General features: G+C 69.5%; 15 protein-coding genes. 12 read left to right on the top strand and 3 right to left on the bottom strand.

What is annotated here, in order from left to right:
• Window positions 1–121: 121 nt before the first annotated feature.
• The 3 genes from eccD (at window position 122) to ACZ5NH_RS21755 (ending at window position 3311) form a co-directional block, all read left to right on the top strand.
• Window positions 122–1627 carry a type VII secretion integral membrane protein EccD gene (eccD, locus tag ACZ5NH_RS21765; protein ID WP_468777749.1) on the top strand — a complete coding sequence of 502 codons (1506 nt, stop codon included), beginning with the start codon at window positions 122–124 and terminating at the stop codon, window positions 1625–1627.
• 407 nt (window positions 1628–2034) lie between these two features.
• The gene (locus ACZ5NH_RS21760; protein ID WP_468777434.1) at window positions 2035–2718 is read left to right on the top strand and encodes a PQQ-binding-like beta-propeller repeat protein; all 684 of its coding nucleotides are present in this window, start codon (window positions 2035–2037) and stop codon (window positions 2716–2718) included.
• Window positions 2715–3311 carry a hypothetical protein gene (locus ACZ5NH_RS21755; protein ID WP_468777432.1) on the top strand — a complete coding sequence of 199 codons (597 nt, stop codon included), beginning with the start codon at window positions 2715–2717 and terminating at the stop codon, window positions 3309–3311. The genes ACZ5NH_RS21760 and ACZ5NH_RS21755 overlap by 4 nt, the downstream gene beginning before the upstream one ends.
• Before the next feature lie 58 nt (window positions 3312–3369).
• Here the strand turns inward: ACZ5NH_RS21755 and ACZ5NH_RS21750 are convergent, their stop codons facing one another.
• On the bottom strand, window positions 3370–3699 hold the full coding sequence (locus ACZ5NH_RS21750; protein WP_451009711.1) for a DUF397 domain-containing protein: 330 nt from the start codon (window positions 3697–3699) through the stop codon (window positions 3370–3372).
• A gap of 211 nt (window positions 3700–3910) precedes the next feature.
• Here ACZ5NH_RS21750 and ACZ5NH_RS21745 point away from each other — a divergent pair, with 211 nt between their 5' ends.
• The 6 genes from ACZ5NH_RS21745 (at window position 3911) to ACZ5NH_RS21720 (ending at window position 9795) form a co-directional block, all read left to right on the top strand.
• Window positions 3911–4141: a hypothetical protein gene (locus ACZ5NH_RS21745; RefSeq protein WP_468777430.1), complete on the top strand. Its 231-nt coding sequence runs from the start codon at window positions 3911–3913 to the stop codon at window positions 4139–4141.
• Window positions 4142–4323: 182 nt separating this feature from the next.
• Window positions 4324–4611: a 30S ribosomal protein S15 gene (gene rpsO, locus ACZ5NH_RS21740; RefSeq protein ID WP_031118350.1), complete on the top strand. Its 288-nt coding sequence runs from the start codon at window positions 4324–4326 to the stop codon at window positions 4609–4611.
• A 343-nt stretch (window positions 4612–4954) separates the two neighbouring features.
• On the top strand, window positions 4955–7174 hold the full coding sequence (locus ACZ5NH_RS21735; protein ID WP_468777428.1) for a polyribonucleotide nucleotidyltransferase: 2220 nt from the start codon (window positions 4955–4957) through the stop codon (window positions 7172–7174).
• Window positions 7171–8550 (top strand): M16 family metallopeptidase, encoded by a 1380-nt coding sequence (locus ACZ5NH_RS21730; protein ID WP_468777426.1) that lies wholly within the window; start codon window positions 7171–7173, stop codon window positions 8548–8550. The genes ACZ5NH_RS21735 and ACZ5NH_RS21730 overlap by 4 nt, the downstream gene beginning before the upstream one ends.
• A gap of 26 nt (window positions 8551–8576) precedes the next feature.
• Window positions 8577–9329 carry a 4-hydroxy-tetrahydrodipicolinate reductase gene (dapB, locus tag ACZ5NH_RS21725; RefSeq protein WP_468777424.1) on the top strand — a complete coding sequence of 251 codons (753 nt, stop codon included), beginning with the start codon at window positions 8577–8579 and terminating at the stop codon, window positions 9327–9329.
• A 13-nt stretch (window positions 9330–9342) separates the two neighbouring features.
• Window positions 9343–9795: a tetratricopeptide repeat protein gene (locus ACZ5NH_RS21720; protein WP_388627758.1), complete on the top strand. Its 453-nt coding sequence runs from the start codon at window positions 9343–9345 to the stop codon at window positions 9793–9795.
• A gap of 113 nt (window positions 9796–9908) precedes the next feature.
• On the opposite strand, the gene ACZ5NH_RS21715 is transcribed toward ACZ5NH_RS21720, so the two are convergent.
• Complete coding sequence (locus tag ACZ5NH_RS21715; protein WP_468777422.1) at window positions 9909–10469, bottom strand: hypothetical protein; 561 nt, start codon at window positions 10467–10469, stop codon at window positions 9909–9911.
• A gap of 88 nt (window positions 10470–10557) precedes the next feature.
• Complete coding sequence (locus tag ACZ5NH_RS21710; protein WP_388627755.1) at window positions 10558–10794, bottom strand: hypothetical protein; 237 nt, start codon at window positions 10792–10794, stop codon at window positions 10558–10560.
• Between the two features lie 180 nt (window positions 10795–10974).
• Between ACZ5NH_RS21710 and thyX the strand changes: the two genes are divergently transcribed.
• The 3 genes from thyX to ACZ5NH_RS21695 all read left to right on the top strand — a co-directional run bounded on the left by thyX (window position 10975) and on the right by ACZ5NH_RS21695 (window position 14676).
• Window positions 10975–11724 carry an FAD-dependent thymidylate synthase gene (gene thyX / locus ACZ5NH_RS21705; RefSeq protein ID WP_468777420.1) on the top strand — a complete coding sequence of 250 codons (750 nt, stop codon included), beginning with the start codon at window positions 10975–10977 and terminating at the stop codon, window positions 11722–11724.
• A gap of 211 nt (window positions 11725–11935) precedes the next feature.
• Complete coding sequence (gene dapA / locus ACZ5NH_RS21700; RefSeq protein WP_388627752.1) at window positions 11936–12835, top strand: 4-hydroxy-tetrahydrodipicolinate synthase; 900 nt, start codon at window positions 11936–11938, stop codon at window positions 12833–12835.
• 155 nt (window positions 12836–12990) lie between these two features.
• Entirely contained in the window at window positions 12991–14676 is a 1686-nt protein-coding gene (locus ACZ5NH_RS21695; RefSeq protein WP_468777418.1) for a ribonuclease J, read from the top strand.
• The last annotated feature ends 108 nt before the right edge of the window (window positions 14677–14784 follow it).

Below are 14784 nucleotides of genomic sequence, written 5' to 3'. Positions count from 1 at the left end.
AGGGGGGAAGGCCCGGGAACTCTGCCGTACGGCACCCGTGCCGCCGCGCGCGGGGCGAACCGGCACGAGACCTTCACGAAGTAGACGCACCACCACCACTGAGGGGGAGCAGCAGGTGAGCATGACGGCCGCCGCCACCGGCGGACCCGGGACGGGAGCCCCCGCCGGGTCCGGCACTGGACTCGGCTTCTGCCGGGTCACCATCGTCGCGCCCGACAGCCGTATCGACGTGGCACTGCCCGACGACGTCCCGGTCGCCGACCTCTATCCGGAGATCCTCCGGCTGTCCCAGCAGAGCCCCGAGGCGGGCGTTCCGGTCGGCTACCACCTCGTCCGCACAGACGGCACCGTGCTGGACAGCGCCCGCTCCTTCGCCACCCAGCGCATTCTTGAGGGCGAACTCCTCACCCTGCGGCCGTTCGCCGAGTCCCTGCCGCCGGCCGTCTTCGACGACGTCGCCGAGGCCGTCGCCTCTGCCGTCACCAAGCAGCACAAGTTGTGGAGCGCCGACCTGACCCGGGCCGCGGGCCTTGTTGGCGGCGGAGTGCTGCCGACGCTGCTCGCGTTCGTCGCCTGGACCGCCGACCCGCGCCACGACATGCATGGCCTGGCCGGCATCCTCGCGGCCGTCGCCGGTGTCCTGCTGGTCGTCCTCTCCGCGATCCGCGCCCGGGTCTACGACGACCGCGGTTCGGCCGTGGCCCTCGGCCTGGGGGCGCTGCCCAACGTCGGCGTAGCCGGCAGCGGACTGCTGCCGCTCACCCACGGCGAGGGCATCGGCAGACTGCAGTTCCTGCTCGCGTGTGCCGCCGTTCTCGTCGCGGCACTGGTTCTCGCCCTGTGCTCCCCGCATGGCGACAGCCCGTTCGTGGCCTTCGTGTTCGCCTCGGCGGTCACCCTGGTCGTCGTCTTCGTCGCGACCCTCACGCACTGGTCCGCGACAGAGATGGCCGCCCTGTGCGCACCCGTTGCCGTGGGCGCGCTCGCTTTCCTGCCGGGCATGTCCATGCGTTTCGCCCGGCTGCCGATCGGTTTCGAGACCCCGAGCAGCGGCGGCCCCAGCCGGTCCGCCTACGGCACCGAGTCCACCGTGCCGGAGCCGGTGGACACCGAGCGCGTCGAGGCCCAGGCCCGGCGCGGTCACGAACTCCTCGTCGGCCTCGTCGGCGGCTGCGCCGTGCTCGCCGTCGGCGCCTCGGCGGTACTGGGCTTCTCCGACGGCATCTGGGCTCAGGTCCTCGCATTCGCCACCGGCGTCGCGATGCTGATGCGCGCCGGCCTCTTCCGCTACACCGCCCAGGTCGCCCCCGTCCTCGCCGCCGGCCTCGCCTCCGTGGTCCTGCTCGGCCTCGGCCTCGCCCTCAACCCGCCGGGCCATGTGATGCTCGAGGCGCTGACCGGCGACCGTACCGCCCTGGACATCCGCACCATCTGGCTGATCGCCGCCATCGCCGCGGCCACGGCGGTGGTGACGGCGATGGGCCTGATCCTGCCGCGGGGCGGTCTGACCCCGTTCTGGGGCCGCTTCCTGGAAATCTGCGAGGGTTTCGTCCTGCTCACGCTGATCCCGCTGACCCTGGCCGTCTTCAACGTGTACGCGACCGCACGGGCGATGACCAGCAAATGATCTGCTCGGGCCGCCGGGGAGACTCAGCAACCGCGGCGCTCGGAAGCGGGCCCGTGCGTGCCGCTGCGAGGCGCTCGAAGCCCAGACCCCACAAGAACGCGATCACCATCACCACGGTCATGTGCGGCACAGCCGTGGTCACCAGCGACGATCTGCGGCGACATCACCGAAAGGACCTGGCAGCGTGAGCTTCGGCCCGCCTCCGTCGATGTCCACCGAGTCCGCACCGCCGGCGGACCGGTCGCTGGTCGGACGGCGGAGGCGTGTCCTCGGCGTGGTCGCCGCGGTACTGGCCGCCGTCGTGTGCCTCGGCACGGGCCTGCTCTGGCTACCACGCGGGCGGCCGCACGAAGGAGCGGACCGACACCACGGCGGTCAAGCAGGCACCTGACGCGATACGCAGCACCTTGGAGAAGACTCCGGTCTCACCGGAGGGCCAGGTCGTCGTACAACACAACGAAGGTGGCCTCACCGGTAGCCAGCAGCGGATCGCGCCCGCCACCTGGGCCACCCCCAAGATCGTCGCGCGGGCCCTCGCCGACCGCATTGAGGGCTACAGGATCGAGCCGAACCCCGACTCGGACGCGAAGGCATGGACCCTCCAACTCGGCGGTCACGTCTGCGCCGTCAGCCGCGACGTCACCGCCGACGACCGGACAGCTGTTGTCGTCGAGCCCGGGAACTTCAACTCTCCCCAGGCAGGTGCCTGTGACGAGGTGCTCATGGTCGACCTCGACACCGGCAAGAAGCTCTGGCAGCGGAAGTTGCCGGCGGCCGACGCCGCCTCCATCACCAGCACCAACGTCTCCCTGACCCGGGGCGTCGTGGCCATCGCCTGGGTCGACGGGTCGGCGGCTTATGACATGGACAGCGGCAAGCGGCTGTGGGGCACGCGCGGCACCTCCCAGTGCCACGACTCGGCCTATGCCGGTGGTGGGGCCCTGCTGGCCCTTGTCAAGTGCGGCGACTCCGGCGACCCCACCTACCGGGTGGAGAAGCTGGAGCCGCGCACCCCGGCGAGACCGTGTGGCGCTACTCGGTCAGCAATGGTCTGCGGAGCATCTACCTGCCGTCCGCCGATCCACCCGTGATCGCCGTCGAGGCGGGGGACTTCCGGGTCACGGATCTGATCACTCTGGATCCGAAGAGCGGTGAGCGGCTGGCCACCATCTCGATCAACGGCTACGACCCCAAGTGTGGCGGCAACGTCGAGGGCTTCTTCGACGCCGTCGACAAGTGCTCCGGCATGGTGGTCGGCCGCGATCGGGTCTTCGTCATGAGCAAGGACACTGACGACGTCACCAGGAAGCCGGAGAACCAGATCACGACCTTCGACGTCAAGAAGGGCACCGCCGTCACCAAGTTCGTGGGCCGGCTCTTCCAGCGGGTCGTCCCCGTCCGCAGGAACGGTGACGATCTGATCATCTTCCGCACCTCTCAGGACGACGTCCAGCCGGCGGCCGTGGTGGACTGGAACCCCCGGACCGACAAGGAGACCGCGTACCTCCTGTTTCGTCTCCCGGCGGACGATGAGGGTGAACTCAGCGACCCGGAGCAGTCGGACATCCTGTACGAACAGGGGCACGCCTTCTTCGCCCGCCGTGTGCTGACAGGCGACCTCGTGCACCCGAAGAACCCGGTGCTGTCGGTGATCGGAGTGGGCACCGCGGGAGTGAAGCACTGACACGGCGCAAGGCGGAAGGGGCGGCACGCGCGCGTGCCGCCCCTTTTCCGTCTTCCGCTCACTGCGCCGAAAGTCCCCCGTTGCGCTCCGACGGCTCCAGATCGAACTCCCCGTCCCGCGCCCCCAGCACGAACGCACGCCACTCCGCCTCGGTGTAGCGCAGCACGGTGTCGTGGTCGAGGGAGGAGCGCATCGCCACCGCCCCGCCGGGCAGGTACGCGATCTCGACCCGCTCCTCGTGCTCCTCCGTGCCGGGCGCGCACTGCCACTCCACGCCGGAGATGTCGAGCGCGTACAGCTCGTCCCGTTCCCGCTCCTTGCGCGCCTTGACGTCTTCCTGCGATTCCGGCGCCGGTGTCCCGGCGCTCGTGCCCTGTGTCTCGGCCATGGTGAAGCGGCCCCCTTCGGCATACGGACAGCGTTGCGCCGTCACCCTACTGGGAGACCACGCACGCGTACCGTGAAACCGGCTGGTCAACGCCTGGGGGAGGGACGGTCGATCTCACCGGGCGGCCGCTTGTGCCCGGGGCGCGGAGATTTCGTCACAGGCACGCAACGCGCGTGCCCATGACATGCCATGGGCACGTAAATTCCCGGGCATGAGCATGCCTGGCACCGCCCCATGGTCCCTCCCGTCGACCGGCCCCCTCGCCCTGGGGCGCGGCCGGGGCGGCGGTCACCACAGCAGCTATCACGGCAGCTACTCCAGCGGCCACCACCACTACGGGAGCCACGGATCCGGTGGCGGCGGCTTCGTGTGGATCACGGTCATCGTCCTGGTCCTCGTGGTCGTGGCCGTCCTCATCTGGAACGCCCGGCGCGACGGGTGACACGGACGGCCGAACCGTACTGGTACCCTGAGTGACGGCCGTTTGTGTACGCACCTCCGGAGCCCACTGAAAGGGCTCTGGTGGCCGCGCCCAGCGGATCCCCGCCTCCCGAGTAACGGAAGCTCCCCCGAGATGTAGACCGGGGGCACTCGGTGGCATTCAACAGACTATGAGGAGTACGCGTGTCGCTCGACGCCGCTACGAAGAAGCAGATCATGGCCGAGTTCGGTACCAAGGAGGGTGACACCGGCTCCCCCGAGGTCCAGGTCGCTCTGCTCTCCCGTCGGATCTCCGACCTGACGGAGCACCTCAAGACCCACAAGCACGACCACCACTCCCGTCGTGGCCTGCTGATCCTCGTCGGTCAGCGCCGCCGCCTTCTCCAGTACCTGGCGAAGAAGGACATCCAGCGCTTCCGTACGCTGGTCGACCGCCTCGGCATCCGCCGTGGTGCGGCCGGCGCCAAGTAAGACGCCGTGAAGGGAGCGGTTCCCGGAAGGACCCGGGGGCCGCTCCCTTCGTCGTACGTGCGGAAACCTTCCTCGCACGTGCGGAAACGTGCGGAGTGTCACTCACGCTTTGTAGTGTGGTAGCACAACGCAATACGTACGACACAGAACGACGTACGACACAGAACGAGGAGAAGCGCACCTAGCCGCCGCCGGTCCTCGGTAGTGGCCCCCGGGGGGAAGCGAGCCCCGGGTGCTTCGATCGAAGACCGGCCCGCACCGCACGGCGCGCTTCTCCACCGCAGTCCCCCTGCCACACGGGCAGCCAAGGGACGAAAGACGATATGTAACGGAGAAAACGCTAGTGGAGAACGAGACCCACTACGCCGAGGCCGTCATCGACAATGGCGCCTTCGGCACCCGTACGATCCGCTTCGAGACGGGCCGCCTGGCCAAGCAGGCCGCCGGTTCCGCCGTGGCGTACCTGGACGACGACACCATGGTGCTGTCGGCCACCACCGCCTCCAAGAACCCCAAGGACCAGCTCGACTTCTTCCCGCTGACGGTCGACGTCGAGGAGCGGATGTACGCGGCCGGGAAGATCCCCGGTTCCTTCTTCCGCCGTGAGGGCCGCCCCTCCGAGGACGCCATCCTCACCTGCCGCCTCATCGACCGCCCGCTGCGCCCGTCCTTCAAGAAGGGCCTGCGCAACGAGATCCAGGTCGTCTGCACGGTCATGGCGCTCAACCCCGACCACCTGTACGACGTCGTGGCGATCAACGCCGCGTCCGCGTCCACGCAGCTGGCCGGTCTGCCCTTCTCCGGCCCGATCGGCGGCGTCCGCGTCGCGCTGATCCGCGGTCAGTGGGTCGCCTTCCCGACGCACACCGAGCTCGAGGACGCCGTCTTCGACATGGTGGTCGCCGGCCGCGTCCTGGAGGACGGCGACGTCGCGATCATGATGGTCGAGGCCGAGGCCACCGACAAGACCATCAAGCTGGTCGAGGGTGGCTCCGAGGCGCCGACCGAGGAGGTCGTCGCCGCCGGTCTGGAGGCCGCCAAGCCCTTCATCAAGGTCCTGTGCCGCGCCCAGTCCGACCTCGCCGCCAAGGCCGCCAAGCCGGTCGGCGAGTTCCCGATCTTCCTGGACTACCAGGACGACGTCCTGGAGGCCCTGACCGCCGCGGTCAAGCCCGAGCTCGCCCAGGCGCTCACCATCGCCGGCAAGCAGGAGCGCGAGGCCGAGCTGGACCGCGTCAAGGGTCTCGCCGCCGAGAAGCTCCTGCCGGAGTTCGAGGGCCGCGAGAAGGAGATCTCCGCCGCGTACCGCTCGCTCACCAAGCAGCTGGTCCGCGAGCGCGTGATCAAGGAGAAGAAGCGCATCGACGGCCGCGGCGTGACGGACATCCGTACGCTCGCCGCCGAGGTCGAGGCGATTCCGCGGGTGCACGGTTCCGCGCTGTTCGAGCGTGGCGAGACCCAGATCCTGGGCGTCACCACCCTCAACATGCTCCGCATGGAGCAGCAGCTGGACACCCTCTCCCCGGTGACCCGCAAGCGCTACATGCACAACTACAACTTCCCGCCGTACTCCACCGGTGAGACCGGCCGCGTCGGCTCCCCGAAGCGCCGCGAGATCGGCCACGGCGCCCTCGCCGAGCGCGCGCTCGTGCCGGTGCTGCCGACGCGCGAGGAGTTCCCGTACGCGATCCGCCAGGTGTCCGAGGCCCTCGGCTCCAACGGATCGACGTCCATGGGTTCGGTCTGCGCCTCCACCATGTCGCTGCTGAACGCCGGTGTGCCGCTGAAGGCCCCGGTCGCCGGTATCGCCATGGGTCTGATCTCCCAGGAGATCGAGGGCGAGACGCACTACGTCACCCTCACCGACATCCTCGGTGCCGAGGACGCCTTCGGCGACATGGACTTCAAGGTCGCCGGCACCAAGGAGTTCGTGACCGCCCTCCAGCTCGACACCAAGCTGGACGGCATCCCCGCCTCCGTCCTGGCCGCGGCCCTCAAGCAGGCCCGCGACGCCCGCCTGCACATCCTCGACGTGATGATGGAGGCCATCGACCGGCCCGACGAGATGAGCCCGCACGCCCCGCGGATCATCACCGTCAAGATCCCGGTCGACAAGATCGGCGAGGTCATCGGCCCCAAGGGCAAGATGATCAACCAGATCCAGGAGGACACGGGCGCCGAGATCACCATCGAGGACGACGGCACGATCTACATCGGTGCCGCCGACGGCCCCTCCGCCGAGGCCGCCCGCGCCACGATCAACGGCATCGCCAACCCGACGATGCCCGAGGTCGGCGAGCGCTACCTCGGTACGGTCGTCAAGACGACCACCTTCGGTGCGTTCGTCTCCCTGCTGCCCGGCAAGGACGGTCTGCTGCACATCTCGCAGATCCGCAAGCTGGCCGGCGGCAAGCGCGTGGAGAACGTCGAGGACGTCCTCGGCGTGGGCCAGAAGGTCCAGGTCGAGATCGCCGAGATCGACTCCCGCGGCAAGCTCTCCCTCGTTCCGGTGATCGAGGGCGAGGAAGGCAACGACGAGAACAAGGACGACGCCGAGCAGTGACGTCCCGTAGCTCCAAGGTGACGGCCCGCCCCTCTTCGGAGGCGCGGGCCGTCGCCCGTACCCAAACCCTCATCAAGGGCACAGGCGGCATCGGCACGGTCCGCAAGACCACCCTTCCGGGCGGCCTGCGCATCGTCACCGAGACCCTGCCCTCGGTCCGCTCCGCGACCTTCGGCATCTGGGCGCACGTCGGCTCCCGCGACGAGACCCCGGCCCTCAACGGCGCCACGCACTACCTGGAGCACCTGCTCTTCAAGGGCACGCAGAAGCGCAGCGCGCTGGACATCTCCTCCGCCATCGACGCCGTCGGCGGCGAGATGAACGCGTTCACGGCCAAGGAGTACACGTGCTACTACGCGCGCGTGCTCGACACCGACCTGCCGCTGGCCATCGACGTCGTCTGCGACATGCTGACCGGCTCGCTGATCCTGGAGGAGGACGTCGACGTCGAGCGCGGCGCGATCCTCGAAGAGATCGCCATGACCGAGGACGACCCGGGCGACTGTGTGCACGACCTGTTCGCGCACACCATGTTCGGCAACAACGCCCTCGGCCGCCCCGTCCTCGGCACGGTCGACACGGTCAACGCCCTCACCGCCGACCGCATCCGCCGCTTCTACCGGAAGCACTACGACCCCACCCACCTGGTGGTCGCCTGCGCCGGCAACATCGACCACAACAAGGTCGTACGACAGGTCCGCGCGGCCTTCGAGAAGGCGGGCGCGTTCACCGGCCTAGAAGCGCAGCCCATCGGCCCGCGCGACGGCAGCCGTACGATCCGCACCTCCGGCAAGGTCGAGCTGCTCGGCCGCAAGACCGAGCAGGCGCATGTCGTCCTCGGCATGCCGGGCCTCGCCCGCACCGACGACCGCCGCTGGGCCATGGGCGTGCTCAACACCGCCCTCGGCGGCGGCATGTCCTCCCGCCTCTTCCAGGAGGTCCGGGAGAAGCGCGGCCTCGCCTACAGCGTGTACTCGTACACCTCCGGCTTCGCCGACTGCGGTCTGTTCGGGGTGTACGCCGGCTGCCGGCCGAGCCAGGTGCACGACGTGCTGAAGATCTGCCGCGACGAACTCGACCACGTCGCCGTCAACGGCCTCACCGACGACGAGATCGCCCGCGCCATCGGCCAGCTCCAGGGCTCCACCGTCCTCGGCCTGGAGGACACCGGAGCGCTGATGAACCGCATCGGCAAGAGCGAGCTGTGCTGGGGCGAGCAGATGTCCGTCGACGACATGCTGGACCGGATAGCCGCGGTCACCCCGGACGAGGTCCGCTCGGTCGCCCGCGACATCCTGGGACAGCGCCCGTCGCTGTCGGTCATCGGCCCGCTGAAGGACAAGCAGGCCGCGCGGCTGCACGACGCCGTCGCCTAACCACTCCTGACAAGGAAGCACAAGAGATGAGCAAGCTGCGCGTGGCGGTCCTCGGTGCCAGGGGCCGGATCGGGTCCGAGGCGGTCAAGGCGGTCGAGGCCGCCGAGGACATGGAGCTGGTCGCCGCCCTCGGCCGGGGCGACAAGCTCCAGACGCTGGTGGAGACCGGCGCTCAGGTGGCCGTCGAGCTGACCACTCCCGACTCGGTCATGGACAACCTCGACTTCTGCGTGCACCACGGCATCCACGCGGTCGTCGGTACGACGGGCTGGACCGAGGAGCGCCTCGCGCAGCTGAAGGGCTGGCTGGCCGAGTCTCCGGAGACCGGTGTGCTCATCGCGCCCAACTTCTCCATCGGGGCCGTGCTGACGATGAAGTTCGCGCAGATCGCCGCGCCGTACTTCGAGTCGGTCGAGGTCGTCGAGCTGCACCACCCGAAGAAGGTGGACGCGCCGAGCGGTACGGCCATGCGCACGGCTCAGCTCATCGCCGAGGCCCGCAGGGCCGCCGGTACGGCCCCGGCGCCGGACGCCACGGTGACGGCCCTGGACGGCGCGCGGGGCGCCAGCGTCGACGGGATCCCGGTCCACGCCGTCCGCCTGCGCGGCCTGCTGGCCCACCAGGAGGTGCTGCTCGGCGGCGAGGGGGAGACCCTGACCATCCGCCACGACTCCCTGCACCACAGCAGCTTCATGCCGGGCATCCTGCTCGGCGCCCGCCGCGTGGTGACCGCTCCGGGCCTGACCTTCGGCCTGGAACACTTCCTGGACCTGAGCTGAGACAGACTCCCCGATGCGCGCGAAGATCACCTACCTCGTCACGGCCGCCGTCCTGGTCTTCTACTTCGTCCTGGTCGGCAGCCGCGGCGTGCTGCTCATCCAGTCCGGCACGGTCCTGACCGTCACCTTCGGGGTGGCGGTGCTGATCCTGCCGGTCATCGGCCTGTGGTTCCTGTGGAAGAACACCCAGTTCGTCCGCAGGGCCAACGCCCTCGCCGCCGAACTCGACGCCGAGGGCGGCCTGCCGGTCGACGAGCTGAAGCGCCTGCCCAGCGGCCGGATCGACCGCGACTCGGCCGATGAGGTCTTCGCGAAGCGCAAGGCCGAGACCGAGGCGTCCCCCGACGACTGGCGCTGCTGGTTCCGCCTCGCCGTCGCCTACCACGACGCCCGCGACACCCCACGCGCCCGCAAGGCGATGCAGCGGGCCATCGCCCTGCACGACGGCAGGCCGGTCGAGGCCTGACGCCGGCCGGCGGCCGTACCCACCTGGCTACGGGCAGTCATGCCGCTGGGGGCGGCACGGCGGCACCTCCCGGCGCGCGGCGGGGCCCGCACCAGCACAGGGCCGCAGTTCGGTCAGCGGCGCCTGCCGCCGTACTCCGCCGCCCAAGCCTCCACCGTGTCCGCCGCGCGATCGAACGCGGCCGGGCGGCCCAGGAAGTCCAGCGTGTGCGTCGTCAGCAACTCAGACGTGTCCTCGGCCGCCCGCTCCCTGCGTACGAGTGTCAGCGCCTGCCCCTGCACCGTCCGCGGCAGCCCCAGCCAGCGCACCGGCTGCTGCACCGTCCGCACCGAGAGCACCCGCGCCCACGGCGCCGTACGCGTCACCAGGAAGCCGACGTGGCGCAGCCCCCGCCCGCTCACCCACACGCCCATGCGCAGCAGCCGCAGCGAGCCCGCGATGACGAGGACTGCCCCGACGAAGACCGCCCCGGCCGAGGACACCGAGCCGGTCAGGGCGATGGCCACCGCGGCGAACAGCACGAAGGAGGCGAGCAGCAGCGCCAGCGCCGCCACAGCCACCCGCCAGGGACCGGGACGGTAGGGGCGCCGCCAGCGCTCCCGGTCGTCGTACGGCAGCGCGCTCTCGGAAGCGGCCTCGAAGGTGCGGTCGGCCGTCAGAAAGGACAGGGGCACGGCTGTTCCTCACTCGGTGCATGCGTGGCTGTGCCGGTGAGGCTATCCGCCGCTGTGCCCGCTCACCACCCTTGGGTGGCCGGAAGAGTCAGTGCCCCTGGGAGGCCTGGGACTGCTGTGTCGGCGTACTGGACGGGGTGGACATCGCCGGCATGCCGAGGATCAGGGCTCCCACCAGCCCGGCGACGAGGGTGAGTCCCAGCAGCCAGCGCCCGGCTATCTCCCCGAGGGAAGAGCGCGGACGGGGCGGGGGAGTGACATTGCTGCGGAACCTGTCCGCCTCGGCCAGGAAGGCGAAGGGTACGGGCTCGCGCCGACGGAACATCGGGGGAACGTCTCCTTTCGGGGTCGAACGTGTAGGCCTCACTGATACAGACGCTTGAGTGACACAAAAGGTGCCCATGTCGGAAAAAATCCGTGGTGGGATTTTTGAGGCCAGGTACCGTCGAGGTACTGCCGTGGCCCGGGCGGGTGCCCCGTAAGGTGGGCGCGAACCACAGCTGTGATGGGAAGGACCCCAACCCCCGTGACCACCCCCGAGTCGCTCACGTTCCGCACTGACGTCACCGTCGAGCTGGTGAAGTCCAGTGCCTCGGACGCCGACGTCCTCTTCGCCGCGCGGGTCTCCACCGCCGGCGAGCAGTCCCTGGACGAGCTGAAGAAGGACCCCGAGCGCTCCAAGGGCCTGATCAACTACCTGATGCGCGACCGGCACGGCAGCCCGTTCGAGCACAACTCGATGACGTTCTTCATCAGCGCCCCGATCTTCGTCTTCCGCGAGTTCATGCGGCACCGGGTCGGCTGGTCGTACAACGAGGAGTCCGGCCGCTACCGGGAGCTCCAGCCGGTCTTCTACGTCCCCGGCGCCGAGCGCAAGCTCGTGCAGGAGGGCCGCCCCGGCAAGTACGTCTTCGCCGAGGGCACCCCGGCCCAGCACGAGGCGGTCACCGGCACCCTGCGGGAGTCGTACGAGCAGGCGTACGCGGCGTACCAGAAGATGCTCGCCGAGGGCGTCGCCCGCGAGGTCGCCCGCGCGGCCCTCCCCGTCGGCCTCTACTCCTCGATGTACGCCACCTGCAACGCCCGCTCCCTGATGCACTTCCTCGGCCTGCGCACCCAGCACGAGCTGGCCAAGGTGCCGTCCTTCCCGCAGCGGGAGATCGAGATGGTCGGCGAGAAGATGGAGGCGGAGTGGGCGAAGCTCATGCCGCTGACCTACGCAGCCTTCAACGCCAACGGACGGGTGGCCCCGTAGCGAAGCCCTCTTCGCCCGCGCGGAACGGATGTACGGATCAGCCTCGCGAAGTGTCCGTATTGCGGCATTTAGAGAAGTTCATCTAGCCTGATCAAACGGACCCGGCACTGCTTGAACCCCCGAGCAGGCAGTGCCGGGCTCCGCATTTGTCCTGACTTTCCCGACCCCCCGAGGGCAGACCGCACAGGGAGCACCGAGTAGCGTGTTACCCATGGCTCCGACCTCGACTCCGCAGACCCCCTTCGGGCGGGTCCTCACCGCCATGGTCACGCCCTTCACGGCGGACGGCGCACTCGACCTCGACGGCGCGCAGCGGCTCGCCGCCCACCTGGTGGACGCAGGCAACGACGGCCTGATCATCAACGGCACCACCGGCGAGTCCCCCACCACCAGCGATGCGGAGAAATCGGACCTCGTACGAGCCGTCCTGGAGGCCGTCGGAGACCGCGCCCACGTCGTCGCCGGCGTCGGCACCAACGACACCCACCACAGCATCGAGCTGGCCCGCCAGGCCGAGCGCGACGGCGCGCACGGCCTGCTGGTCGTCACGCCGTACTACAACAAGCCCCCGCAGGAGGGCCTGTACCGGCACTTCACGGCCGTCGCCGACGCCACCGGCCTGCCGGTCATGCTCTACGACATCCCCGGCCGCAGCGGCGTCCCGATCAACACCGAGACCCTCGTCCGGCTCGCCGAGCACCCCCGGATCGTCGCCAACAAGGACGCCAAGGGCGACCTCGGCCGCGCCAGCTGGGCCATCGCCGAGTCCGGCCTCGCCTGGTACTCCGGCGACGACATGCTCAACCTGCCCCTGCTCTCCGTGGGCGCGGTCGGCTTCGTCTCGGTCGTCGGCCACGTCGTCACCCCCGACCTGCGCGCCCTCGTCGACGCGTACGTCTCCGGCGACGTCGTCAAGGCCACCGAGATCCACCAGAAGCTGCTCCCGGTCTACACCGGCATGTTCCGCACCCAGGGCGTCATGACCACCAAGGCCGCGCTCGCCCTCCAGGGACTGCCCGCGGGCCCGCTGCGCCCGCCCATGGTGGAGTGCTCGCCCGAGGAGATCGCCCAGCTCAAGATCGATCTTGCCGCAGGCGGGGTACAGCTCTGACAACAGACTTGGCACCACCCAGGCTTCACAACTGAAGATCAACAGAAAAGACGGGCCACCGGTGCCCGCACCCCACAACGACAACTGCTTCTGCACGAACGTCTCACGCGCCACGTGCCCGACCGGTACGTGGCGCGTGTGGTGAGGAGAGTCTTTTGAGTCATCCGCATCCTGAACTCGGGCCGCCCCCGCCCCTCCCCGAGGGCGGTCTTCGGGTCACCCCGCTCGGCGGTCTCGGCGAGATCGGCCGAAACATGACGGTCTTCGAGTACGGCGGCCGCCTGTTGATCGTCGACTGCGGAGTGCTCTTCCCCGAGGAGGAGCAGCCCGGAATCGACCTGATCCTGCCGGACTTCTCGTCCGTCCGGGACCGCCTCGACGATATCGAGGGCATCGTCCTGACGCACGGCCACGAGGACCACATCGGCGGTGTCCCGTTCCTGCTCCGCGAGAAGCCGGACATCCCGCTGATCGGCTCCAAGCTGACCCTCGCCCTGATCGAGGCCAAGCTCCAGGAACACCGGATCCGCCCGTACACCCTTGAGGTGGCCGAGGGGAACCGTGAACGCATCGGCCCCTTCGACTGCGAGTTCATCGCCGTCAACCACTCCATCCCGGACGCGCTGGCCGTCGCCATCCGCACCCCCGCCGGCATGGCGGTGCACACCGGCGACTTCAAGATGGACCAGCTCCCGCTGGACAACCGCCTCACCGACCTGCACGCCTTCGCCCGGCTGAGCGAGGAGGGCATCGACCTCCTGCTCACCGACTCCACGAACGCCGAGGTCCCGGGCTTCACTCCGCACGAGCGCGACATCTCCAACGTGCTGCGCCAGGTCTTCGCCGGCGCCCGCAAGCGGATCATCGTGGCGAGCTTCGCCAGCCACGTCCACCGCATCCAGCAGATCCTGGACGCCGCTCACGAGTACGGCCGCCGGGTCGCCTTCGTCGGCCGCTCCATGGTCCGCAACATGGGCATCGCCCGTGACCTCGGCTATCTGAAGGTCCCGCCGGGCCTGGTGGTCGACGTCAAGACGCTGGACGACCTGCCCGACCACGAGGTGGTCCTGGTCTGCACGGGCTCCCAGGGCGAGCCGATGGCGGCACTGTCGAGGATGGCGAACAGGGATCACCAGATCCGGATCGTCGAGGGCGACACGGTCATCCTGGCGTCCTCGCTCATCCCCGGAAACGAGAACGCGGTCTACCGCGTCATCAACGGCCTGACCCGCTGGGGCGCCAATGTCGTCCACAAGGGCAACGCCAAGGTGCACGTTTCCGGCCACGCCTCCGCGGGCGAGCTGCTGTACTTCTACAACATCTGCCGCCCGAAGAACCTCATGCCGGTCCACGGCGAGTGGCGCCACCTGCGCGCCAACGCCGAGCTAGGAGCACTCACCGGCGTCCCGCACGACCGGATCGTCATCGCCGAGGACGGCGTCGTGGTCGACCTGGTCGAGGGCAAGGCCAAGATCTCCGGCAAGGTCCAGGCGGGTTACGTCTACGTCGACGGCCTCTCCGTCGGCGATGTCGGCGAGCCCGCCCTGAAGGACCGCAAGATCCTCGGCGACGAGGGCATCATCTCGGTCTTCGTGGTGGTGGACTCGTCCACCGGCAAGATCACCGGTGGCCCGCACGTCCAGGCGCGCGGCTCCGGCATCGAGGACTCGGCCTTCGCCGACGTCATCCCGAAGATCACGGAAGCGCTGGAGCGCTCCGCCCAGGACGGTGTCGTGGAGCCGCACCAGCTCCAGCAACTCGTCCGGCGCACTCTCGGCAAGTGGGTCTCGGACACGTATCGCCGCAGGCCGATGATCCTGCCTGTGGTCGTGGAGGTCTGACGGTCCGTCGGAGCATCACCCGAGCGGGGGGGGGGGGGGGGGGGGGGGGGGGGGGGGGGGGAGGAGGGGGGGGGGGGGGGGGGGGGAAGGGAAAAAAAAAAAGCCCAG

The organism is Streptomyces sp. NPDC031426 (assembly GCF_055581585.1).
Note: the sequence above shows the minus strand (reverse complement) of the source record. Positions and strands in the feature narration are given on the sequence as shown.